The sequence below is a fragment of the Streptomyces sp. P17 genome (assembly GCF_032436805.1).
Lineage (GTDB): Bacteria > Actinomycetota > Actinomycetes > Streptomycetales > Streptomycetaceae > Streptomyces.
Window position 1 is genome coordinate 61,671 of the sequence record NZ_JAVRBF010000042.1, and the last position, 22,322, is coordinate 83,992.

16 protein-coding genes and 2 pseudogenes are annotated in these 22,322 nt (G+C 71.4%); 5 read left to right on the top strand and 13 right to left on the bottom strand.

The annotated features are described in order from the left end of the window. Positions 1–63 precede the first annotated feature (63 nt). Positions 64–2,445 carry a phosphoketolase family protein gene (locus RMT89_RS25965; protein ID WP_315886196.1) on the bottom strand — a complete coding sequence of 794 codons (2,382 nt, stop codon included), beginning with the start codon at positions 2,443–2,445 and terminating at the stop codon, positions 64–66. 61 nt (positions 2,446–2,506) lie between these two features. Between RMT89_RS25965 and ppk2 the strand changes: the two genes are divergently transcribed. Continuing rightward, on the top strand, positions 2,507–3,310 hold the full coding sequence (ppk2, locus tag RMT89_RS25970; protein ID WP_315886197.1) for a polyphosphate kinase 2: 804 nt from the start codon (positions 2,507–2,509) through the stop codon (positions 3,308–3,310). A 47-nt stretch (positions 3,311–3,357) separates the two neighbouring features. Here ppk2 and RMT89_RS25975 read toward each other — a convergent pair whose 3' ends face one another. From RMT89_RS25975 to RMT89_RS25985, 3 genes are all read right to left on the bottom strand, one after another. Then, on the bottom strand, positions 3,358–4,239 hold the full coding sequence (locus RMT89_RS25975; protein WP_315886198.1) for a universal stress protein: 882 nt from the start codon (positions 4,237–4,239) through the stop codon (positions 3,358–3,360). Between the two features lie 217 nt (positions 4,240–4,456). Next, positions 4,457–6,835: a glycoside hydrolase family 65 protein gene (locus tag RMT89_RS25980; RefSeq protein ID WP_399498484.1), complete on the bottom strand. Its 2,379-nt coding sequence runs from the start codon at positions 6,833–6,835 to the stop codon at positions 4,457–4,459. Further along, positions 6,832–7,572, bottom strand: coding sequence for a beta-phosphoglucomutase family hydrolase (locus RMT89_RS25985; RefSeq protein WP_315886213.1), 741 nt, complete (start codon positions 7,570–7,572; stop codon positions 6,832–6,834). Before RMT89_RS25985 ends, RMT89_RS25980 begins: the two co-directional genes overlap by 4 nt. Before the next feature lie 402 nt (positions 7,573–7,974). Here RMT89_RS25985 and RMT89_RS25990 point away from each other — a divergent pair, with 402 nt between their 5' ends. Next, positions 7,975–8,703 carry a hypothetical protein gene (locus tag RMT89_RS25990; RefSeq protein WP_315886199.1) on the top strand — a complete coding sequence of 243 codons (729 nt, stop codon included), beginning with the start codon at positions 7,975–7,977 and terminating at the stop codon, positions 8,701–8,703. An 88-nt stretch (positions 8,704–8,791) separates the two neighbouring features. Here the strand turns inward: RMT89_RS25990 and RMT89_RS25995 are convergent. Beyond that, positions 8,792–9,124, bottom strand: a pseudogene (locus RMT89_RS25995) (LysR family transcriptional regulator); the annotation flags it as partial. Positions 9,125–9,126: 2 nt separating this feature from the next. Here RMT89_RS25995 and RMT89_RS26000 point away from each other — a divergent pair. Continuing rightward, positions 9,127–9,305: pseudogene (locus tag RMT89_RS26000) on the top strand (EamA family transporter); the annotation flags it as partial. 34 nt (positions 9,306–9,339) lie between these two features. Here RMT89_RS26000 and RMT89_RS26005 read toward each other — a convergent pair. Then, the gene (locus RMT89_RS26005; protein WP_315886200.1) at positions 9,340–10,224 is read right to left on the bottom strand and encodes an NAD(P)-dependent oxidoreductase; all 885 of its coding nucleotides are present in this window, start codon (positions 10,222–10,224) and stop codon (positions 9,340–9,342) included. A 234-nt stretch (positions 10,225–10,458) separates the two neighbouring features. Continuing rightward, on the bottom strand, positions 10,459–10,791 hold the full coding sequence (locus RMT89_RS26010) for a helix-turn-helix transcriptional regulator (RefSeq protein ID WP_315886201.1): 333 nt from the start codon (positions 10,789–10,791) through the stop codon (positions 10,459–10,461). A gap of 108 nt (positions 10,792–10,899) precedes the next feature. Between RMT89_RS26010 and RMT89_RS26015 the strand changes: the two genes are divergently transcribed. Continuing rightward, the gene (locus RMT89_RS26015; RefSeq protein ID WP_315886202.1) at positions 10,900–11,877 is read left to right on the top strand and encodes a zinc-binding dehydrogenase; all 978 of its coding nucleotides are present in this window, start codon (positions 10,900–10,902) and stop codon (positions 11,875–11,877) included. A gap of 62 nt (positions 11,878–11,939) precedes the next feature. On the opposite strand, the gene RMT89_RS26020 is transcribed toward RMT89_RS26015, so the two are convergent. The 4 genes from RMT89_RS26020 to RMT89_RS26035 form a co-directional block, all read right to left on the bottom strand. After that, positions 11,940–14,813 carry an AAA family ATPase gene (locus tag RMT89_RS26020; protein ID WP_315886203.1) on the bottom strand — a complete coding sequence of 958 codons (2,874 nt, stop codon included), beginning with the start codon at positions 14,811–14,813 and terminating at the stop codon, positions 11,940–11,942. A gap of 259 nt (positions 14,814–15,072) precedes the next feature. Then, positions 15,073–15,831: an alpha/beta fold hydrolase gene (locus RMT89_RS26025; RefSeq protein WP_315886204.1), complete on the bottom strand. Its 759-nt coding sequence runs from the start codon at positions 15,829–15,831 to the stop codon at positions 15,073–15,075. Positions 15,832–15,974: 143 nt separating this feature from the next. Continuing rightward, positions 15,975–16,763, bottom strand: a complete 789-nt coding sequence (locus RMT89_RS26030; RefSeq protein WP_315886205.1) for a carboxypeptidase regulatory-like domain-containing protein — start codon at positions 16,761–16,763, stop codon at positions 15,975–15,977. Between the two features lie 96 nt (positions 16,764–16,859). Further along, positions 16,860–17,504 (bottom strand): TetR family transcriptional regulator, encoded by a 645-nt coding sequence (locus RMT89_RS26035; protein WP_315886206.1) that lies wholly within the window; start codon positions 17,502–17,504, stop codon positions 16,860–16,862. Positions 17,505–17,641: 137 nt separating this feature from the next. Here RMT89_RS26035 and RMT89_RS26040 point away from each other — a divergent pair, with 137 nt between their 5' ends. Then, positions 17,642–19,930: an MMPL family transporter gene (locus RMT89_RS26040; protein WP_315886207.1), complete on the top strand. Its 2,289-nt coding sequence runs from the start codon at positions 17,642–17,644 to the stop codon at positions 19,928–19,930. Between the two features lie 66 nt (positions 19,931–19,996). Here the strand turns inward: RMT89_RS26040 and RMT89_RS26045 are convergent, their stop codons facing one another. After that, the gene (locus RMT89_RS26045; protein WP_315886208.1) at positions 19,997–21,166 is read right to left on the bottom strand and encodes a 3-hydroxybenzoate 6-monooxygenase; all 1,170 of its coding nucleotides are present in this window, start codon (positions 21,164–21,166) and stop codon (positions 19,997–19,999) included. A 25-nt stretch (positions 21,167–21,191) separates the two neighbouring features. Then, on the bottom strand, positions 21,192–22,322 hold a 1,131-nt coding region (locus tag RMT89_RS26050), incomplete at its 5' end, for a KR domain-containing protein (RefSeq protein WP_315886209.1).

Genomic DNA, 22,322 nt, shown 5'->3' on the forward strand with positions numbered 1-22,322 from the left:
CCGCTGGGTACCCGCTCAGCGGCCACGGCAGTCCTCGGACGCGGGGCATTCACCCATGCGCTCTCAGGAGCCCCAGCTCCACTCCGCGATCTCCGGCAGATCGGTGCCGTGCTCGCGGATCCAGGCGTGGTGGCGGGTGCGGGCGTCGGCCATGTCCTGGCGTACGGCCGCCGCGCGCACCGCGAGGCCGGGGACGCGGTCGATGACGTCCATGACCAGGCGGTAGCGGTCGAGGTCGTTGCGGACGACCATGTCGAAGGGTGTGGTCGTGGTGCCGGACTCCTTGTAGCCGCGGACGTGCAGGTGCTCGTGGCCGTTGCGGCGGTAGGCGAGGCGGTGGATCAGCCAGGGGTAGCCGTGGTAGGCGAAGATCACCGGCTTGTCGGCGGTGAACAGGCCGTCGTACTCGAAGTCGGTCATGCCGTGCGGGTGTTCCTCGCGGGGCATCAGCCGGGCGATGTCGACGACGTTGACCACGCGGACCGCGAGCTGGGGCAGATGGCGGCGCAGCAACTGGGCGGCGGCCAGCACCTCCTGAGTGGGCACATCGCCCGCGCAGGCCAGGACCACGTCAGGCTCGCCGCCGTTCTCGCTGCCCGCCCAGTCCCAGATGCCGGCGCCGCGGGCGCAGTGGGCGCGGGCCGCGTCCATGGAGAGCCAGTCGAAGCAGGGCTGTTTGCCGGCCACGATGACATTGACGTAGTCGCGGCTGCGCAGGGCGTGGTCGGCGACGGACAACAGGGTGTTGGCGTCCGGCGGGAGGTATACCCGGACGACCTCCGGGCTCTTGTTGAGGACGTGGTCGACGAAGCCGGGGTCCTGGTGGGAGAAGCCGTTGTGGTCCTGGCGCCACACATGTGAGGTCAGCAGGTAGTTGAGGGAGGCGACGGGCGCCCGCCAGGGCAGTTCCCTGCTGGTCTTCAGCCACTTGATGTGCTGGTTGACCATCGAGTCGACGATGTGCACGAAGGCCTCGTAGCAGGAGAACAGCCCGTGCCGGCCGGTGAGGAGGTAGCCCTCCAGCCAGCCCTGGCAGGTGTGCTCGGAGAGGATCTCCAGGACCCGGCCGTGCCGGTCGAGGTGCTCGTCGACGGGCAGGATCTCGGCCTGCCATGCCTTGCCACTGCTGTCGAAGACGGCCTGGAGCCGGTTGGAGGCGGTCTCGTCGGGGCCTACGACGCGGAAGTCGCGGCGGTCCTGGGTGTCCCGCATGATCTGGGCGACGAGGTCGCCGAGGACCCGGGTCGGTTCGTGCAGGGTCGTGCCGGGCTTGTCGACGGGTACGGCGAACCGGTCGAGGTCGTCGAGCGGCAGCTCGCGTACGAGCAGGCCGCCGTTGGCGCGCGGGGTGGCGCCCAGACGGCGGTCGCCCTCCGGCAGACACGCCAGGACGTCCGGGACGGGCCTGCCGTCGGCGTCGAACAGCTCCTCGGGCCGGTACGAGCGCAGCCACTGCTCCAGTTGCCGCAGATGCTCGGGGTTCTCGCGGACGCCGGCGAGCGGGACCTGGTGGGCACGCCAGGTGCCCTCGACAGGTACGCCGTCGACCTCCGCGGGGCCGGTCCAGCCCTTGGGGGTGCGCAGCACGATGACGGGCCACCTCGAACGCTCGGTCGCCCCTTCCTCACGGGCGCCGCGCTGGATCCGGGCGATGCGGTCCAGAGCGGTGTCCAAGGCCTGGGCCATGGCGCGGTGGACCACGGCCGGGTCGTCGCCGGAGACGTACAGGGGATCGTGGCCGTAGCCGCGCAGCAGCTCGTCGAGTTCCGGCTCGGGCAGCCGGGCGAGCACGGTCGGGTTGGCGATCTTGTAGCCGTTGAGGTGCAGGACGGGCAGGACGGCGCCGTCGCGGGCCGGGTCGAGGAACTTGTTGGAGTGCCAGGAAGCGGCCAGCGGTCCGGTCTCCGCCTCGCCGTCGCCGATCACGCAGGCGACGACCAGGCCGGGGTTGTCGAAGGCGGCACCGTAGGCATGGGAGAGCGCGTAGCCGAGCTCGCCGCCCTCGTGGATGGAGCCGGGGGTCTCGGGCGCCACATGGCTGGGCACCCCGCCCGGGAAGGAGAACTGCCGGAACAGCCGCCGCATGCCCTCCGCGTCCCGGCTGACATCCGGGTACGTCTCGCTGTAGCTGCCCTCCAGCCAGGAGTTGGCGACCACCGACGGCCCGCCGTGCCCGGGACCCCACACGCACAGCGCGTCGAGGCCGCGCGCCTTGATCACCCGGTTGAGGTGGGTGTACACGAGGTTCAGGCCGGGCGAGGTGCCCCAGTGCCCGAGCAGCCGCGGCTTGATGTGCTCGGCGCTGAGCGGCTCGCGCAGCAGCGGGTTGGCGAGCAGGTAGATCTGTCCGGCGGCCAGATAGTTGGCCGCGCGCCAGTGGGCGTCCAGGGTGCGCAGCTCGTCGTCGGTCAGTACGGTGCTGTTCGGGTGTTCGACCTCGGACATCGGGGGACTCCTAAGTCATCGACCGGATCATCGACAGGGTCGTCGGGCGGTGGGAGGCGGCATGGCCGGCAACAAGGCGGAGAAGCTGCCGCGCAAGACGTATGAGAAGGAACTGCTGCGCCTGCAGACGGAGTTGGTGCAGCTGCAGGAGTGGGTGCGTGCCGAGGGCGCCCGTCTCGTCGTCATCTTCGAGGGGCGGGACGCGGCGGGCAAGGGCGGCACCATCAAACGGGTCACGGAGCACCTCAACCCGCGCGTGGCGCGGATCGCGGCCCTGCCCAAGCCGACCGAGCGGCAGCGCACGCAGTGGTACTTCCAGCGGTATGTGGAGCAGCTCCCGGCCGGCGGGGAGATCGTGCTGTTCGACCGCAGCTGGTACAACCGGGCCGGTGTCGAGCGTGTGATGGGCTTCTGCACCAAGGCGGAGTACCAGCTCTTCCTGCGCCAATGCCCCATTTTCGAGCGGATGCTCGTGGAGGACGGGATCCTGCTGCGCAAGTACTGGTTCTCGGTCAGCGACGAGGAGCAGCAGGACCGCTTCCGGCGCCGCCTGGAGGATCCGCTGCGGCGCTGGAAGCTGTCGCCGATGGACCTGGAGTCGATCACCCGGTGGGAGGAGTACTCCCGGGCCAAGGACGAGATGCTGGTCCACACCGACATCGCGGAGGCGCCCTGGTACGTCGTCGAGAGCGACGACAAGCGCCGCGCCCGGGTGAACATGATCGCCCACCTGCTGGACTCGGTGCCGTACAAGGACGTGCCGCCGCCGGTCCTTGAGCTGCCGGAACGGCCGCCGTCGACCGGTTACGAGCGCCCGCCGCGCGATCTGCAGAACTATGTCCCGGACCACGCGGCGAGCCTGTAAGCGGCTCACAACAGGCCCGATCCGGCCATGCCGATGCCGACGCCCGGTCATGCGCCGCCCGCGCGTACGACGGCGACCGGGCAGTGGGCGTGGTGCAGTACCGCCTGGCTGACCGAGCCGAGCAGCAGCCCGGTGAAGCCGCCCCTGCCGCGCGCACCGACCACCACGAGACCGGCGTCCGCGCTGGCGTCGATCAGTGTGTGGCGGATCCGGCCGCGTACGAGCCGGCGCCGTACCTCGACGTCCGGGTACTTCTCGCGCAGGCCGCCGAGGGCTTCGGCGAGCACCCGCTCCTCCTCGTCGCGCAGCCGGTCCTCGTCGTAGGTGACGAAGGGCGGGTCGCCCGGGGACTCGTAGACCCGTTCGGTGTGGGTGTTCCAGGCGTGCAGCGCCACCAGTCCGGTGCCGTGCAGCGAGGCGTGTGCGAAGGCGAACTCGACGGCCGGCTCGGCCTGGGGCGAGCCGTCCACGGCCAGCAGCACCGGACCGGCGGGGTCGGGTCGGCCGCGTACGACCAGGACGGGACAGCCGGCGTGGGCGGCCAGGTGGGCGGCCGTGGATCCGAGCAGCAGGCTGCCGAAGCGGCTCAGGCCCCGGCTGCCGACGACCGCAAGCGAGGCGGTCCGCGTTTCGAGCTGCAGCACCATGACCGGCTCGCCGACGACGACCTCGCGTGCGATGTCCACGTGGGGTGCGAGCGTGCGCGCCCGCCGTTCCGCCTCGGCGAGCGTGCCGTCGATCAGCTCACGCACTCCGGCGCTCGACGGGCTCCAGGGCGGCACCCCGGGCGGCACATGGACCGACGGCCAACCGAAGGCGTGCACCAGCCGGAGCCCCACACCGCGCAGGGCGGCCTCACGCGCGCCGACCTCCACGGCGGTCAGGCTCGACTCCGATCCGTCCACGCCCACGACGACAGGACCGCTCATCACCGGTCTCCCTTCTCCGGGCCTCCAGGCATCCGGGTATCCGGCGAGCCCGGTTTCCAGCCTCTCGCCGTCCGGCTCATCCCGCACAGGGCCGTACGGACCCCAGGGGCGCCGGTCGCACCCGAGCTGGAAGCTCGGGCTCGTCGTCCGCGCGGCCCTCCACCACGTGCCGTGCCCGTCGCCATCGTCCCGCGCGGATGAACCGCCCGCGCCGGGATCAGTCCGGCAGCCCCAGCCGTGCCGACTCCCCCGGCTCGATGACGACCGTGCGGTCCGGCAGGCGTACCTCGATCGGGGACGCGTCGGAGGACGGGACGGAGATGTCCAACTCGCCGTGCTCGAGGTGCAGGCGTACACCCCAGTTTCCCTGGTAGCGCAGGGCGAAGCCGTACGCGGAGAGTTCCGGAAGGGGTACCGGGTCGAGCCACAGCGCTCCGTCGCGGGTCTCCAGGCCGGTCAGTCCGCGCTGCACCAGATCGAGGGTGCCGGCCATGGCGCCGAGGTGGATGCCCTCGCCGGTGGTGCCGCCCTGGACGTCCGCGATGTCGCCCTGGAGGGCCTCCTGGCAGAACTTCCACGCCTCCGCCCGCCGGGCGCGGGCCAGCACCCAGCCGTGGACCAGGCCGCTGAGCGTGGAGCCGTGGCTGGTTCGGTGCAGGTAGTAGTCGACGGTACGGTGCCAGATGTCGTCGTCGAGCGTCAGCCCCAACCGGCGGAACAGGCCCCGCAGTTCGGCCGGTGAGAAGAGATAGCCGAGCATCAGGACGTCGGCCTGTTTGGAGGCCTGGTAGCGGTTGACGGTGTCGCCCTCCGCCTCCAGGATGCGGTCCAGGCGGCGGATGTCGCCGTAGCGCTCCCGGTAGTCCTTCCAGGGGAGCTCGGCGAGTTCGCCGTAGCCGTCGAACTGGCTGATGACACCGGCGTGGAAGGGCACGTGGAGTGTGCGGGAGACTTCCTCCCACTGCTCCAGTTCGCCGGCGTCGAGGCCGGTGCGTTCGGCGAGTTCGCGGCGCCTGGGTTCCGGCAGGGCCTCGATCAGTTGCACTGCGCGGGTGAGCACCCAGGCGGCGGTGACGTTGGTGTAGGCATTGTCGTCGAGGCCGGGGGAGCTCGCGCCCGGATAGGCGTCGTGGTACTCGTCGGGACCGACCACGCCCTTGATGCGGTACCGGCCGATGTCGTCGTCGTAGCCGGCGGCGTCCGCCCAGAAGCGGGCGATCTGGAGCAGCATCTCGGCACCCTTGGTGTGCAGGAACTCCGTGTCGCCGCTGGCCTCGCAGTACTGCCACACGTTGTACGCGATGGCCGAACCGACGTGGAACTGGAGCCGGGAGTAGTCCGGCAGCCAGCGCCCCGACCGGGGGTTCAGATGGAGCTGCTGGGTCTCCTCGCGGCCGTCGCTGCCGCTCTGCCACGGGTACATGGCGCCGCGTCGCCCGGCGGCCCGGGCCGAGGTGCAGGCCTGCTCCAGGCGGCGGTGGCGGTAGCGCAGCAGGGCCCGGGCGACCTCGGGGAAGTGCAGGTTGAGGAAGGGCAGCACGAACAGCTCGTCCCAGAAGACATGGCCGCGGTAGGCCTCACCGTGCAGGCCCCGGGCGGGCACGCCGACGTCGAGGTCGGCGGTGTGCGGGGAGAGCGTCTGCAGCACATGGAACAGGTGCAGGCGCAGGATGTGGCCCGGTTCCCCGGCGACTTCGAGGGCGGCTCGGCGCCAGAGCTGGTCCCAGGCCGTGAAGTGCGAGGTGAGCAGGTCGTCGAAGCCGGGCGCGCGGCCGACCCGGTCGAGGGCGGCGTGCAGCGGATCGCTGATGGCCGGGTCGCGCGAGGTGTGCAGGGCGACGATCTTGTCGACGGTGCAGGTGCCGCCGTCGGTGAGCGCCAGGACGGTGTGCTGGGTGGTGCGCCGGCTCCTGTTGCGGACGGTGACCAGCGCGTCGGAGGTGAGACGGGCGGCCATGCCGATACGGATGTCGGAGGTGCGGGTACGGCAGCGCAGCCAGACGGTGTCCGGGGTGGCGGTGCCCGCGTGCACGTGGATGAGGTGGTGGCCGTCCAGGTCGCGGTAGCGCGGCACACCGGCGTTGGTGACACCGCCATCGAGGGAGGCCTCCACCTCCAGTTCGCCGGAGAAGCCCTCGGCGGTGAACTCGGCGCGCAGCGCGCCCAGATGGGGATCGGCCATGTGCACGATTCGCTGCTGACGTACCGTCAGGATGCGTCCTTTGCCGAGGTCGTAGCGGGTGTGCCGTTGCAACATCCCGGAGGCCAGGAGCAGTTCCATACGGTGCTCCAGCAGCGTGGTGGTGTCCGGGGTGAGCCATGGCCCGCCGCGCAGGCGGAATCGCAGCGGCAGCCAGTTCGGGAGGTTGACCATGTCCTCGTTCTCGACCTGACGCCCCGCCACGTCGGAGGTGAGCCGGTTGTGGCAGCCCGCGACGTAGGTCCCCGGGTAGTGGATGTCGTCGGCCGAGCACTCCGGCAGCGCGCCCCGGGTGGCGAAGTAGCCGTTGCCCAGGGTGCACAGGGACTCACGCAGCCGTTCGTCCGTGGGTTCGTACCCCTGGTACTCCCAGGTCCATCCCGTCGCTGCCGTCACTTCGACTCCTCACCCAGCAGTTCCGCGAGATCCCGTACGACGATGTCGGCGCCGTGCCGGCGCAGCCTCTCCGCCGAGTCCCCCGCGGCGGCCCGGTCCACGCCCACCACCAGGGCGAAGCCGCCACGCCTGCCCGCCTCCACGCCGGCCAGCGCGTCCTCCACGACGGCGGCACGGTCGGCGGGGACGCCGAGCCGGTCGGCCGCGGTGAGGAACAGATCGGGCTTCGGCTTGCCCGGCAGGCCGAGCCGGGCCGCCTCGCCGCCGTCCACGAGGACGTCGAACAGGTCGCGCACACCGGCCCGGGTGAGCAGCTCGCCGGCGTGCCGGGAGGCGGACGCCGCCGCCACGGGCACCTGCGCCCGGCGCAGGGCGCGCACGAGGCGCACGGTGCCGGGATAGGCCTCCACGCCCTGCTCGCGCAGCCGCCGGGTGAACAGTTCCTCCTTGTCGGCGGCGACGTCCCGCACGGTCCCCTCCGACGCCTCGATGCCCCGGGAGGCGAGGAAGGCGGCGGCGCCGTCGAGCCGGGACTTGCCGTCGACGTACCGCAGATAGTCGTCCCCGACGTCGAAGGGCCGCCGCTGCCCGGGATCCGTGGACGGATGCGCCCGCAGGAAGGCGTCGAAGGCCTCCTTCCAGGCCGCCGCGTGCACCCGGGCGGAGTCGGTGATCACGCCGTCCGTGTCGAAGACGACGGCTCGGACGTCGGTCAGCGAAGGGGCGAGGGTGTCCATGGTCACTCCGGCTCGGGTACGACGGCGGTCGGCTGCGGGGCGGTCCTCCACTCCACCGTCGCACGGGTGACCGGGCGACCGCAGGGGGTGAGTGGGCCGAGGCCGGGGCGACCGGCCCTGGTGGCTCCGCCCTTCGTGTGGTGTCCTGTAGATGACGGAAAGGGCCTCGGACAGACGCGGAGAAGCGGCTTCGGACCGCGCACCGCGCAATCAGGATCCGCGAGAAGCGGATGGGTCCTTTCCGCCCTTCATGTGCGCATCCCCTCGATCGAGTGAGTCGTCCCGCCCGGTGACAACTTCTGTGCAGGAGCGACACACAGGCTGCACACGGCCCGTCGAAAGGCTCGCTACGGTTCTGGCCGATCGATCCCACGTGCGAACGCCAAGTCAGGAAGACCACGGATGGACTACTGCTCCACGTGCCGTCGGCACCTCAACGGTGCCCTGGTGTGCCCCGGGTGCGGCGCCTACGCCCAGGACATCGCTCCCCCCATGGCGATGGCTCCCGCGGCAGCCCCCGTCCCTGACCCGTGGCACGACGAGGCTCCGTCGGCCGAGGAAGCGTACGAGGAAACGGCAGCCGTGCCGGTCCTGCCCGAGGGCCGCGCGGCACGGCGGCGCCAGCGGGCCCGCTGGAGGAAGAACCAGCGCAGGGCCGTGGTGGCCACCGCGGTGGCGCTGGTCGGCGGCGGGCTGACCGTCGCCACGCTGGACCGGCAGTCCGGGGACCGGGCGCAGGCGGCCACGGCACCCGACAACACGCCCATGGGCGCCACCGAGGAGCAGGCAACCGAACCCGCTCCGGCGGCGTCGACACCGCCCGGCACGCGCCGCTCGCGGCCCCACACGCCCTCGGCACAGCCGTCGGCCACCAACGCCCCGCGTGAGCAGGGCGTCGCCGTGACGCCTACCACCGCCCAGCCGCGCACCCCCACGTCCGCGGCGCCCACGGCGGCATCGGCCGCCCAGTCCCAGCCCCTCCCCGCCATCACCGCAGCGGCCCCCGAGCCGACGGCCACGCCCACGCCCACGCCCCCGGCCCCCGAAGGCACGGCGACCCCGTCGGCGCCCCCCTCACCCTCGGCGACCTCGCCGTCGGGACTCTGCCTGCTCGTGGTGTGCATCAACTGATTCCGCGAGCCGGGGCGTGCCGGCCGAGACCCACTCGTTGTTGTCCGAACCCTGGCCCGGCCTGCTTGGGGGCGCCGGACCAGTGCGCTCAGTCGTTGCGGTACAGGCTCGTCAGCAGTTCGATCGCCGCCTGCGTCGCCGGATGCGGGTCGTCCCGCCACCAGCCCAGGCGTACGGCGATGGGCTCGGCGTCGCGTACCGGGCGGTAGACCACTCCGGGGCGTGGGTACTGGTTGGCGGTCGCCTCGGCGGTCATGCCGACGCAGCGGCCGGTGGCGATGACCGTCAGCCAGTCGTCGACGTCGTGGGTCTCCTCCGTCGCCGGACGGGCGTCCGGGGGCCACAGCTCTGCCGTGGTCGTGCCCGTGCGCCGGTCGACGAGGAGCGTGCGCCCGCCGAGGTCGGCGAGCCGGACCGAGCGGGCGCCGGGTTCCGGCACGGGCCTTCGGACTGTTCATGTCAACCCGGTGCTCGCCGCGCTCGTCGGCCTGGTCGGGCTCGGGCAGGGTCTCGGCTGGGCGGAGTGGGCGAGCATCGGGGCGATCGTGGCCGCGAACGCGCTCAGCATCCTGACCTCACGGGCGCCTCGGGTGGACGCCTGATGACCGCACCGGCCCGCTCGGGCTCGGTTCCTCCTCAGGGCTGTTCGTCGAAGCTGGCGAAGTAGGCGGCGGCCATGTCCTCATCGCCGTGGCCCTGGGCGGCGGCCCGCTCCAGGCGGGCGGCGCCCGCGGCGGCGACGTCCAGGCGGATCCCGCCCCGCTCGCCCGCCTCGACAATGAGCCGGGCGTCCTTGGCCGCGGTGGACACCGCGAACTGGGCCGGGGAGAGCCGGTCTTCGAGGATCAGCCCGGACTTGGCCCGCAGATACCCCATGTCGAGCGGTCCGCCGTCGATGAGGTCGAAGAAGTGCTGCGGGTCGACGCCGAGGACGCGAGAGAGGGCGAGCGTCTCGCCGGCCGCGGCGGTGGCGGCGATGACCCAGCTGTTGGCGACCAGCTTCAGCCGGGTGGCGGTGCCCGCCGCGCCGTCCTCGCCGGTCCACACCGTGCGGGCGCCGACGGCGTCGAAGACCGGCCTGACCTTCTCCCGGCCGTCGGCGGGCCCGGCGGCCAGCACCGTGAGCTGACCGGCCTCGGCGGGCTGGCGGGTGCCGAGCACGGGGGCGTCGTAGAAGGCGAGTTGCCGCTCGCGCGCGAAGTCCGCCAGTGCGGGCAGGGCGTCGATGCCGGCGGTCGTCGACTGGACCCAGGCGGTGCCGGGGCGCAGGGCGGGGGCGGCCTGCCGCATCACGTCCAGGGCGGCGGGGCCGTCGTGCAGGACGGTCAGCACGACGTCGGCGTCCCGCACGGCCTCGGCGGGGCTGCCGACGACGAGCGCGCCGTCGTCGGTCAGCGGTTCGGCCTTGGCGCGGGTGCGGTTCCAGGCACGGACGGCGTGTCCGGCGCGGGCGAGGTTACGGGCCATCGCGGCCCCCATGATCCCGGTGCCCAGCACCGCGACGGTGAGCTTGTCGGTCATGCCGTTCGCCTTCCTGTGTCGTCCTCGGTACGTCAAGCGCGGGCGGCCCGGCGGACCGGACCGGTACCGGCCATCGGGAAGATCCTCCACCAGTCGGGCGTGCGGCACATCGAGCCGCTCCGTCGAGCGGTTCGTGGACTGGCCGGCCCTGTTGGAGGCGCTGATGTTCCTACGCGGGCGTGACCTGCGCCGGCGCCTGGAGCAGGCGTACCGCGTCCTGGTGATACCGCAAGTTCAGTCCCGCAGGACGAGGTCGAGCAGTCCGGGAAAGCGCGCCTCGAACTCCTCGCGGCGCAGCCGGTTCACCCGCTTCGGGCCCTCGTCCCGCTGCTCGACGAGCCCGGCGCCGCGCAGCACCGAGAAGTGGTGGCTGAGTGCGGCCTTGCCGACCGGCACGTCGAAGCTGCCGCAACTGCGCGACCAGTCGGCGGAGCCCGCGAGCTCACGGATGAGCTGCATGCGCACCGGGTCGGCGACCGCGGACAGCGCGGTCTGGACGGAGACGTCCTCGGGATGGGTATGCACCGGTGCGGCGCGATGACCGCCGCCCGCCGTCTGGTTCGCCATGCCTCGCTCCCCGAGCCGCTTGCCGAGTGTTCGATGAGTATCTTACAGTCCGAGTGTTCGCTTCTGATTGAACACATGGGTATGTCGACACAGAAGGGCCGGTCCGTCATGCGCGCAGTCGAGTTCCAGGAGTACGGCGATCCCGAGGTGCTGAAGGTCGTGGAGGCCGGGGTCCCGGCGCCGGGGCCGGGCCAGGTGACCATCGACACCGCCTGTGTCGGCGTGAACTTCGCGGACGTCAAGGCACGGGCCGAGGGGTACCGGGTGGACGCGCTGCCCTTCCGGCCGGGCCTCGAGCTCTCCGGGCGGATCAGGGCCGTCGGCGCGGGCGTCGAGGACCTGCGCCCCGGGCAGGAGGTCGCCGCCCTCGTCGGCGCCGGCGCCTACGCGGAGGTGGTCGTCGCCGACGCCGCGACCGTCTTCCCGCTCCCCGAGGGCCTGGACCTGCGCACGGCGGCCACGCTTCCCACGGTCGTGCCGACGGTCCATGCCCTCCTGCACGAGGTCGGCCGGCTGCGCGCCGGGGAGACCGTGCTGGTGCACGGTGCGGCGGGCGGCATAGGAACCGTGGCCGGACAGCTCGCCCGCGCTGCCGGTGCCGGAGCGGTCTATGGCGTCGCCTCCTCGGCGAGCAAGGCCGAGTACGCCCTCAAGCACGGCTACGACGAGGTGTTCTCGGCCGACACCTTCCCCGAGGACGTCCGCCGCGCCACCGGCGGCCGGGGCGTGGACCTCGTCCTGGACCCGGTCGGCGGCGACACCCTGCGCCGCGGCCTGGACACGCTGGCGGTCTACGGGCGCCTGGTGTCCTTCGGCAACGCGAGCGGGGCGAAGCCCTGGCAGGCCGGGCAGCCCGAGCTCTACTCACAGGGCCGCTCCGTCGCGGGCTTCTCCATCCTGGCCCTCGCCCAGTCGGCACCGGACGCGCTGCGCGCGCTCGCCGAACGCGCCTTCCGTACGGTCACCGACGGCACCGTGAGCCTGCCGATCACCGCGGAGTTCCCGCTGTCGGACGCGGCCGGGGCGCACCGGCTGATGGGCGGGCGCACGTCGACGGGCAAGTTGGTGCTGCGGGTGGGCGACTGAGTGCGAGCGCCGCCCTCCACGATCGACACGTACCGCACAGCGCACGGCAGTTGGGCCGATGCTCAGGCGTGGCAGTCGACCAGCCATTCGCGTAGATCGCTGCGCTGTTTGATGCCGAGCTTCCGGTAGATACGGGTCAGGTGCTGCTCGACGGTGCTGACGGTGATGAACAGCTCGCCTGCCGCCTCGCTGTTGGTGTAGCCCTTGCCGACGAGGAGAGCCACCCGCTGCTCGGCCGCGCTCAGGTCGGCGATGCCGCGGACGTCCTCGCCGGGCGGGGTCTCGGCGTCGCCAAGGGGGTGTGCCGCGTCGGCCGGCGAACGGCGGGTGCGGTCGAGCAGGCGCAGGATGCGGGCGCGTTCGCTGTGGTCGCAGGCCTCGGTCATGAGGTCGAGCGCCTCTTCGAGGAGCGGCGAGCAGTGTGCGGGTTCCATGGTCTGCGCCAGCACCCGCAGGGTGATCGCGCGCGTGCGGCGCTGGGAGGGGACGAGCAGGTCGAGCTGTTCCGCGGCCGAGTCGCGCGCCTCCGCGTCGCGGTGGAGGGCGATCAGGGCCTGCGCCCGGTCGGTGCGCCAGGGGATGAAGGAGGGCGAGTCCAGCTTCCAGGCCGTCATGCGCTGACCGCAGGTCGCGAAGTCCCGCAGGGCCAGGTGGGGTTGGTGGCTCGCCAGGTGGTAATGGCCGCGGGCGTGCAGGAGATAGAGGCTCTCCAGACTGTGGGCCGCTGTTTCGGGGTTCACCAGGGAGAGCAGCCGTTGTGCGCCTTCCAGGTCGCCGATCTCGATCAGGGCGAGCATCAGCACGGCTCGCGGGATGCCGGTCAGTGTGGTGAGGGTCTGGTGCGCCCCGCAGGTCAGGGCGGTGCGGGCATAGTCGGCCGCCGCTTCGGGCTCGCCCCGGCCGAACGCCACCTCGGCCATGACGGAGGCGAAGAACGCGACCCATCCGGGGTCGTTGCGGTCGTTGGCCTCCTTGAGCAGCAGCTCGCCCCAGTCGTGCGCAGGGCCGTACTGGTCGGCGTAGACCAGTGCCCGCAGGGTGTTGCCCAACGCCTCGACCGTGCCCGCCCCCAGCCGCAGCATCCGCAGCCGGTCCTCGGCGAGTTCCAGGCCCGAGTCCGTCAGGTCGCCGCGGAGCACGGAGCCGAGGAGGCGGGCCGAGCCGGCCAGTTCGCCGCCCGTACGGGGGTGGCGTGTACGGCCGTGGGGTCCGGCCTGTTCGGGTACCCCGGGCAGTTCGAGGGCGAGCGGCGGGTAGGTGCAGGCGAGCCAGGTCTTGAAGGCGTTCCATTCCTCACCGTCGGCGTGCTGCGTGTCGAATCCGGACTCGCCGGCCCAGCGCAGGGCTTCCTTGGCCTGTTCCAGCAGGCCCTGTTGGAGCAGCCCGCGGATCATCTGGACCGCCTGGCCCGCCTGGAGCGGCGGTTCGCAGGTGGCCGCGGGGCCCAGGCCGAGATGCCGGGCGACCACCGCCGGGTTGAGACGCCACTCGGTGCGGGCCAGCATCAGGGTGACGTCGGCGTGCTGCTGCTCGGTGACAGCCTCGCGTTGGGCGAGCCGGACGTATGCGGTGGCCTGGTCGAGGCGGTCGGCCTGTAACTGCTGTTCCGCGGCGTCCATCAGCAGCGGGACCGCCCAGGGGTCCTTCGCGCTGTCGGCGGCGAGCAGTTGCGTACCCACGTCGGCCGCACCGGCTCCCTCCTGGAAGAGCAGCCGGGCGGCGTCGGTATGGAGTTCGGCGCGGCGCTCGGGGGTGAGGCTCTCCAGCACGGCCGCACGTGCCTCGCGGTGGCGGAATCCCCGCGCGGTGAGCAGTCCGCTGCGGAACAGGATGTGCTCGGAGCGGCGGATCAGGGCCCTGTCAAGGTGCAGCAGCCGCTCGATGAGGTGGCGGGATCCGGTCGCCTCCAGTACGGAGAACCCCTGGGCCACCTCGGAGGATATTCGGTCCATGCGCTGCATGCAGGTGAGCACGGCGCGGCGGTAGTTGGGCAGTCCGCCGTCCTCGCCGGTGCCGTCGCGACCCTCCAGGCGGTCGGCGACGAGTGCGTTGACGAGGAGGGGGTTTCCGCCACTGAGCGAGCGGTACAGCGGGGCCAGCCGGGCCGAGTCGACCTGGCCGCCCGTGGACTCGCGCAGGATGTCGCCGACCTGACGGACGGAGAGGGGTTCGAGTACGACCCGTCGGCAGTTCGTCTGGGACGACATCTCCATCTGGAAGAGCGGGAAGGCGGGCAGGGCGCCGGGCTGGAGACCGAGCACCAGCAGGACCCGCTTGTTGAGGATGCGGCGGGCCAGGTAGCACAGGAACTGGAGGGAGATCCGGTCGGCGTGGTGCAGATCATCAACGGTGATCACCAGCGGCCGCTGGGCCGCGAGCCGCATCATGGCGGCGTGGAGCTGGGCGAGCACCCGGCCGTGCTCGGGGCTGACCCGCTCGGGGTCGGTGGCGTCAGCGGTGGTCAGGCAGGCCGCCGATTCGATGATCTCCTGCAACTCGGCGATTTCGGGCAACTGACCCGAGGCATTGTGTGCCAACTGATCGACCACACCAAACGGAATTTCATTCTCCGTTTGCACGGCGAGTGCCGACAGAACGAGCGCACCACCGTCGACGACATTGTCCGAAAAACTCCTGAGTAACTCCGTCTTTCCGCTGGCGACCGTGCCATCGACCAGGACAACACCGCCCTTTCGGCTCAGGCACGAGCCCAGCATCCTGTTGAGTTGCGTCAATTCCCGGTCGTTGTGCGAAAAGCGCATGACAAGCCCCCGTAATGACCCGTTCTTCGCTATATCCATGTCAGCGTGGTGGCATGCTGAAGAATTTACGCACCACCGAAGCGGCGGCATCGAAAATAGGGTCCGCCCGTCAGGCGGACGCGGTCGGGAGACAGGCGGGGCCCTCCCAGCGGCTGCGGCCGGCGGACCACCCATAGCTCACGGGCGACGACATGGCACCCCCCCATCAAAAGAATGTCCCGTTTTTTTTGAAGGTTACATGTCTCAAGAGGGCCGCGCCAGTGGCTTCTGCGCCGGGTGGGCGGAGCGGGTCATGAGCCGCCGGTGGCGGCAACGGGCCGGCTCAGGGCAAGCGAAAGACCCGCACGCCGGGGACGGCGGGCGGGGCATGCCGAGAAGCCGGCTGCCCGTCCGGGGGATTGGCGGGCAGCCGACGCAGAAGGGGCGCGGCCGGTCAGACGGAGACCGCGAGGAGGTGATCGCGGACCAGGTCGACGACCTCGCCGGACTCGGTGAGATAGAAGTGGCCTCCTGGGAAGACCCGCATCTCGAAGGCGCCCTTGGTGTGTTCGCGCCAGGTAGCCACGTCCTCCACGTCGGCGCGTGGATCGCGGTCGCCGGTCAGCGCGAACACGGGACAGTCCACCCGGTCGCCCTCGCGGTGGCGGTAGGTCTCGGCCGCGCGGTAGTCGCTGCGCAGGGTGGGCAGCAGGAGCGCGCGCATGTCGGGGTCGTCCAGCAGCGACATGTCCGTACCGCTCATCGCCCTCAGCTCGGCGAGCAGGCCACTGTCGGGCAGTTCGTGGATGTGCTCATTGCGCACCCGGGACGGTGCCCGGCGGCCGGAGGCGAAGAGCACGGCCGGCCGCGTGCCCGTGGCCTCCAGGCGCAGCGCGACCTCGTAGGCGATGGTGGCGCCCATGCTGTGCCCGAAGAGGGCGAGGGGACCGTCGCGCCAGGGGGTCAGCGCGTCGGTGATCCGGTCGGCCGCCTCCGCGATGTCCGCGAACGACGGCTCCAGGCGCCGCTCCTGGCGTCCCGGGTACTGCACGGCCAGCACCTCGACGTCCGGCGTGAGCGCGGCGGACATCGGATGGAACCAACTCGCCGATCCGCCCGCGTGGGGCAGACACACGAGTCTCACCCGTGTCTGCGCAGACGGGTGGAAGACCCGGATCCACGGGCTGTACTGCTCGTCGAGTGAGCTTGCCATGGCCGAAAACGACCTCCTCTTCCTCTTCCGCCACGTCCCCGAGCGGGGAGGCCTCGGCGAAGGGCGCCGCGGCGTCCGGGGACCCGGCTCTGCTGAAGGAAAGTTAACGGCCGCTCCCGTCCGGCATCCCCCCTAGCAGACCCCTAACTTGTGTTTGTGGGGTCGTGGAGGGTCACCTCCACCTCGCCCATGTCCTCGGTCACGAGCACACGCCGCATCCCGGCCCAGCCCGCCACCCCCAGCGCGTACAACCCCTGCGGGACGGCCGGGAACACGAACCTCCCGTCGACATCGGTCCGTTCGCGCAGTGCGAGCCCCGAGCCGTCCGTCAGCGTGACGGGCGTGTCCGCGACGGGCCGGCCGTCCGCGTCCAGGACCACGCCCTGACAGGAGAGCAGACGGCGCGTCAGGACGGCGTCGGCCAGGACCAGTTCGTTGCCGCCGATGCACACCGGGCGCAGCCAGTGCTCGAATTCCTGGTGAAGCACCAGGAGCGTGTAGCGGCCGGGGCGCAGTCCGGCGACCTCGAAGGAGCCGTCGTCCGCGGCCACGCCGGAGCCTGCCACCTTTCCGGTGTCGTCCATGAACACCGCGAGGGCGTCCGGAACCGGCATGTAGAGGGTCTCCTCGACGACCGTGCCGCGCGCCGTCAGTACCTCGCGCAGCAGCAGAACGGTCTCGTCGGGCTCGGGGCCGCCCGTCACCTTGAGGTGTGTCGTACCGGGAAGATGCCCGGTGGCACCGCCCAACAGGACGTACGGCGCGGCGCCGGGCACCGCCAGTTCGCACGAGCCGTCCGCTCGCGCCTCCCCCTGTCCGAGCAGCCGGCCTCCGCGGTCGACGAGCGTCAGCTGTGCCCGGGGCACCGGGCGGCCCTGCGTGTCCAGGACCCGCACGGTGACATGGCCCGCTGCGCGATGGTGCCCGTGCATCGCGTTCCCTCCCCCTCTTCAGATGTCACCCGGCGCTGATCGGTGAGTCAGCCGGGTCTGGATCACGCCGCTTTCACAGACAACCGAGCGTGGCCGTCACTGCGGGGCGACGCTGTCGAACCGGGCATTTTCCAAAATGGCGAGCATTCCGTCCAGATCCTCGGCGACATCGTGCTCCGGGTTGTGGGCCCACCGCAGCATCGTGTTGAGGATGACCCCGAAGATCGCGCCGCTGATGGCCCGGACCTTGGTGTCGTCCTCCGGGCGCCCGGTACGCTCGGCGACCAGCGAGGTGATCATCCGCATGGTCTGGGTGACGTTGCCCAGACTGGCGGCCCACAGTTCCGGCACGGTCACCATCAGCACGTCGCGGTCGCGCTGCGCTCCGAACTCCTCCGGCGACAAGCCCTCGATGGTCTCCCGGATGGCCTGGCGCAGCGCGCGCAGCACCGGCAGGTCGGGCGACTGGGCGCGCCAGGCGTTGATGAAGAAGGCATCCTGCTCGTCGGTGACGACCAGCTCTTCCTTGGTGGGGAAGTAGCGGAAGACCGTGCTCTGCGAGACCTCGGCCGCTTCGGCGATCTGCTCCATCGTCGTCGCCTCGTAGCCCTGCTCGCGGAACAGCCGCAGTGCCTCCTGCTGGATCGCCGCGCGGGTCTTGGCCTTCTTGCGCTCCCGCAGGCCGAGGGACTGTCCACCCTCCACCGGTGTCCGCGACCGGGACGGTTTCACAACGCCCATCTGGGAGTTCCCTTCATTCCTCGTTTCCGGCGATCGACCGTACACGCGATCGAACCGCGGACTCTTTCAGTTTGCCCAACGTAAGAGTACAGTGCACCCTTAACTGACGGTACACTTGCAAAAGAAGGTTGAATCCTGTGAAGGCCTTTCTGTATCGGACCGGGCGGGAGTCGTTCCGACGACGCCGGCTCGTCACCCTCATCTGGGTGATCGTCCTCGTCGCCCTCGGCTTCGGCGCGGCCACCTTGTCCAAGCCCACCGTCGAGTCCTTCTCCATCCCGGACACCGAGTCGCAGCGGGCCATCGACCTGCTCTCGGAGCGCTTCCCGCAGGCCGCGGCGGACGGTGCCCTCGCGCGCGTGGTGATCGTGGCGCCCAAGGGCCAGCAGGTCACCGACCCCGAGCGACGCGAGGCCGTCGAGAAGGTGGTGGCCCGGCTCGGCGACGCGCCCAAGGTCGCGAGCGTCGCCGACCCCTTCGAAGCGCAGTCGGTCTCCAAGGACCAGCGGATGGCGCTCGTCCAGGTCGACTACCGGGAGCCACGCAGCGAGCTGACCGACGCCGACCGGGAAGCGCTGTTCGACTCCGCCGAGCCGGCCGAGAAGGCGGGCCTCACCGTCGAGTTCGGCGGTGACGCGCCCAAGGGCGCGCCGGAGGAGGGCGGCAGCGAGCTCATCGGCGTGGTCGTCGCCGCCATCGTCCTGGTGGTCACCTTCGGTTCGCTCATCGCCGCCGGACTGCCGCTGCTCACGGCCATCATCGGTGTCGGCATCAGCCTGTGCGGCGTCCAGGCGAGCAGCTCGTTCATCGAGCTCAATTCCGACACACCCGCACTCGCCCTGATGCTGGGCCTGGCGGTGTCCATCGACTACGCCCTGTTCATCAGCTTCCGCTACCGCGAGGAGCTGCTTGCCGGGCGCCCGGCGGAGGAGTCCATCGGCCGCGCCGTCTCCACCGCGGGCTCGGCGGTCATCTTCGCCGGCGTGACCGTGATCATCGCCCTGGTCGGTCTGTCGGTGGTGGGCATCCCGATTCTGACGCAGATCGGTATCGCCGCCGCGCTCACCGTGGCCGTGGCGGTGCTGGTCGCCTTGACCCTGCTGCCCGCCCTGCTCGGCTTCGTCGGCACGCGCGTGCTCGGGCGCCGACGGCACGCCGAGCGGCAGGCTGCCACAACGGCCCCCGAGTCCGCCCGCACCTCGCTCGACAAGGGCGAGGACAGCGGCGAGAGCCACCAGCCCGGCAAGCCCGCCATGGGACTGCGCTGGGTACGGCTGGTCGCCCGCAAACCGGTGCTGTTCCTGGTGGCGGCTTCCGCGGCGCTCGTCGTGCTCGCCCTGCCCGCCGCAGATCTCCGTCTCGGCCTGCCGGACGACGGCACCGAGCCCACCGACACCACGCAACGCAAGGCCTACGATCTCGTGACCGAGGGCTTCGGCCCCGGCCACAACGGCCCGTTGACGATCGTGGTCGATTCCAAGGGCGGCGGCGACGCCCAGGCCGCCGCGAAGCAGGTGAGCGAGGGCATCTCCTCCCTGCCCGACGTCGAGTCCGTCTCCCCACCGATGTCCAACGACGCCGGCGACACCGTGTTGCTGCTGCTGACCCCGGAGAGCTCCCCGGCCAGCGCCGCCACCGAGGACCTGGTCGGCGACATCCGCGACCGCGCGGTGGACGTGCGCCAAGACACCGGCGCCGCGATCGCCGTCACCGGCACGACCGCACTCAACATCGACATCTCCCAGCGCATCTCCGACACCCTGCTGCCGTATCTGGCGGTCGTCGTCGGACTCGCCTTCTTACTGCTCATGGTGATGTTCCGTTCGATCCTGGTGCCGCTGAAGGCGGCTCTGGGCTTCCTGCTCAGCCTCGCCGCCACCTTCGGCATGATGGTGGCAGTCTTCCAGTGGGGCTGGGCCGTGGACGTCCTGGGTGTGTCCGCGCCCGGACTGATCGTCAACCTGCTGCCCGTCATCATCATCGGCCTGGTCTTCGGCCTCGCTATGGACTACGAGGTGTTCCTGGTCAGCCGGATGCGGGAGTCCTACGTCCGCGACGGTCGGTCCCGCGAGGCGGTCGTGAACGGCTTCGCCCACAGTGCCCGGGTGGTCACCGCCGCCGTACTGATCATGATCAGCGTCTTCAGCGGTTTCGTGCTGTCGGAGTCGACGATGCTCCAGGCGTTCGGACTCTCGCTGGCCGCGGCCGTCTTCTTCGACGCCCTCGTCGTCCGCATGACCATCGTGCCCGCGGTCATGGCACTGCTCGGACGCCGCGCCTGGTGGCTGCCCGGCCCCCTCGACCGTCTGCTGCCGCGCATCGACATCGAGGGCGACGCCGAGGAGGCACACACCGAGCCCGGCACCGGCCCCTCCCTGCCCGGCCCGGCCGGCTCCCGGCAGGCGAGCGACGCCCGGCTGCGCTGACCCACCAGCGGCCGGCCTCCCCACTCCTCGGAGTGGGGAGGCCGGCCGTACATGTGGCGCCACGGCTCAGGGGACCGCGTCGTGCAACCAGGCGACCTTCTCGAAGAGTTCGGCCTCCGACAGCGCACCGATCTCCGCGTTGCGGTCCTTGGCGGCGACGCCCGCCGGATGGTAGACCTCGCGGCCCATCGCCCGCGCCACCTGCTGAGCGCGCGCGGTACGAGCGGCACGGGCGCAGTTGTAGTCGAGGAACCGCTGCGGCAGCTCCTGCGTCGCGCAGCCAAGCACCGAGCCCAGGTGCACCGCGTCCTCCAGGGCCATGCAGGCGCCCTGAGCCGCGTACTGGAGCATGGGATGGGCGGCGTCGCCCGCCAGCACGACCCGGCCGTCCGTCCAGCCGTACACCGGGTCACGGTCGCACAGCACCCAGCACTTCCACTGCTCGCCGAGGCGCAACAGCCGAGCCGGCAGCGACCCCATCCCGGGGAACTGGGACAGCACATGGCCGGTCGGCGTCGGCCGGCCCGTCACGGCCTCGCGCGCCCCGTCGTCCCGGGTGACCGCGAGGTTGAACTCGCGGCCCCCGCTGATCGGGTAGTGCACGAAGTGCCAGCCCGGCCCGGCCCACAACGTCACCGAGTTGGACCGCAGTCGCTCCGGTACCCGGTCCATCGGAACGACCGAACGGTAGATGGTGTGCCCCGACACCAGCGGCTCACCGTCCCTGATCATCTGGGCGCGGACCGCCGAACGGATGCCGTCCGCCCCGATCAGGGCGTCACCGCCGACGCGTTCACCGCCCGCCAGCACGGCCGCGACACGCTCGTCGTCCTGCTCGTAGCCGACCACGGCGACTCCCGTGCACAGCTCGATGTGCGGCGTGTCGCGGCAGGCGTCCAGCAGCGGCGCGTACAGGTCCGTACGGTGCACCACGGCATACGGGTTGCCGAAGCGCTCCCGGTAGGACGCGCCCAGCGGCATGGCGTTGATCTCTTCGTCGGTCGTGCCGTCCATCAGACGCAGCGCGTCGATGAACACCGCCCTGTCCCGCACCTGGTCGCCGACGCCCAGCCGGTCCAGCGCGTGGAAGGCGTTGGGCGCCAGCTGGATGCCGGCCCCCAACTCCGTGAATTCGTCCCGTTTTTCGAGCACCGTCACCCGGTGCCCTCGGCGTGCGGCGGCCAGCGCGACGGCGAGTCCGCCGATGCCCCCTCCGGCCACGAGCAACTCCGCCATCGCGGAATCCCCTCTCAGTGTCGAATCAGCTGTCGCCGAACTCGCGGTCGAGCAGTTCGAAGATCTCGTCGTCCGTCACCGCGTCCAGTTCCTCGTCGGCTCCGGCGTCCATCGCGGTGCCGGTCCTCGTCAACTCCTGCCAGCGCCATACCAAGGTCTCCAGCCGCCCGGTGATCTCCTCGCGCAGGGCGTCGTCGTCCGGCGCGGTCTCCAGGGCCCTCTCCAACTCCCGCAGTGGCGTCAACAGCCCGTCGGACGGATCGCCTGCGCCATCGCCGACCAGCCGCTCCACCAGATGGGCTACGAGCTCGGCCGGGGTCGGGAAGTCGTAGATCAGCGTCGCGGACAGGTCGAGGCCGGTGGCCGCGGCCAGCCGCGTCTTCAACTCCACACCCATCAGCGAGTCGAAGCCGATCTTCAGGAAGGACAGCTCCTCCTCCAGCTCCACGACCCCCGTGTGCCCCAACACCGAGGCGACCTCGGCCCCGAGAGCCTCCAGCATGACCGCGGCCCGCTGCGCCGGCGCCGCAGCGGCGATCCGGGCCGCCAGCGGGGCCGCCGCCGCGGACTTCGTCTCCTGACCGGTCCCGTCGGCGGCGGACGGCAGTTCGAGCCGGTCGAGCAGCGGCCGGTGCCGGGCGGCGTTGAAGGCGTCGGTGAACCGGTTCCAGTCCATGTCGGACACCGTCACGCACGTCTCGTCCCGGTCAACCACCGACTGCAACGCGGCCAGCGCCCGGCCCGGGGCCATTGTCCGCATCCCGCTGCGGTTCAGCCAGGCCACGTACTCCTCGTCGTCGGCCATACCGCCACCGGCCCAGGCACCCCAGGCGATCGACGTCGCCGGCAGGCCGAGCGACCTGCGGTGCTCCGCCAGCGCGTCCAGATAGGCGTTGGCCGCCGCGTACCCGGCCTGCCCCGCACTCCCCCACACACCGGAGACCGAGGAGAACATCACGAACTGCGCGAGCGGTACGTCCTTGAGCTGCTCGTGCAGGTTCCAGGCCCCGACGGCCTTCGCCGCGAGCACCGGGACGACCTCGTCCAGCTCCAGCTCGGCCAGCGGCTTCGGCTCTCCCGCGATGCCGGCGGTGTGGATGACGGCGGTGAGGGGGTGGGTGTGGGGGATGGTGGCGAGGGTGGTGGCGAGGGTGTG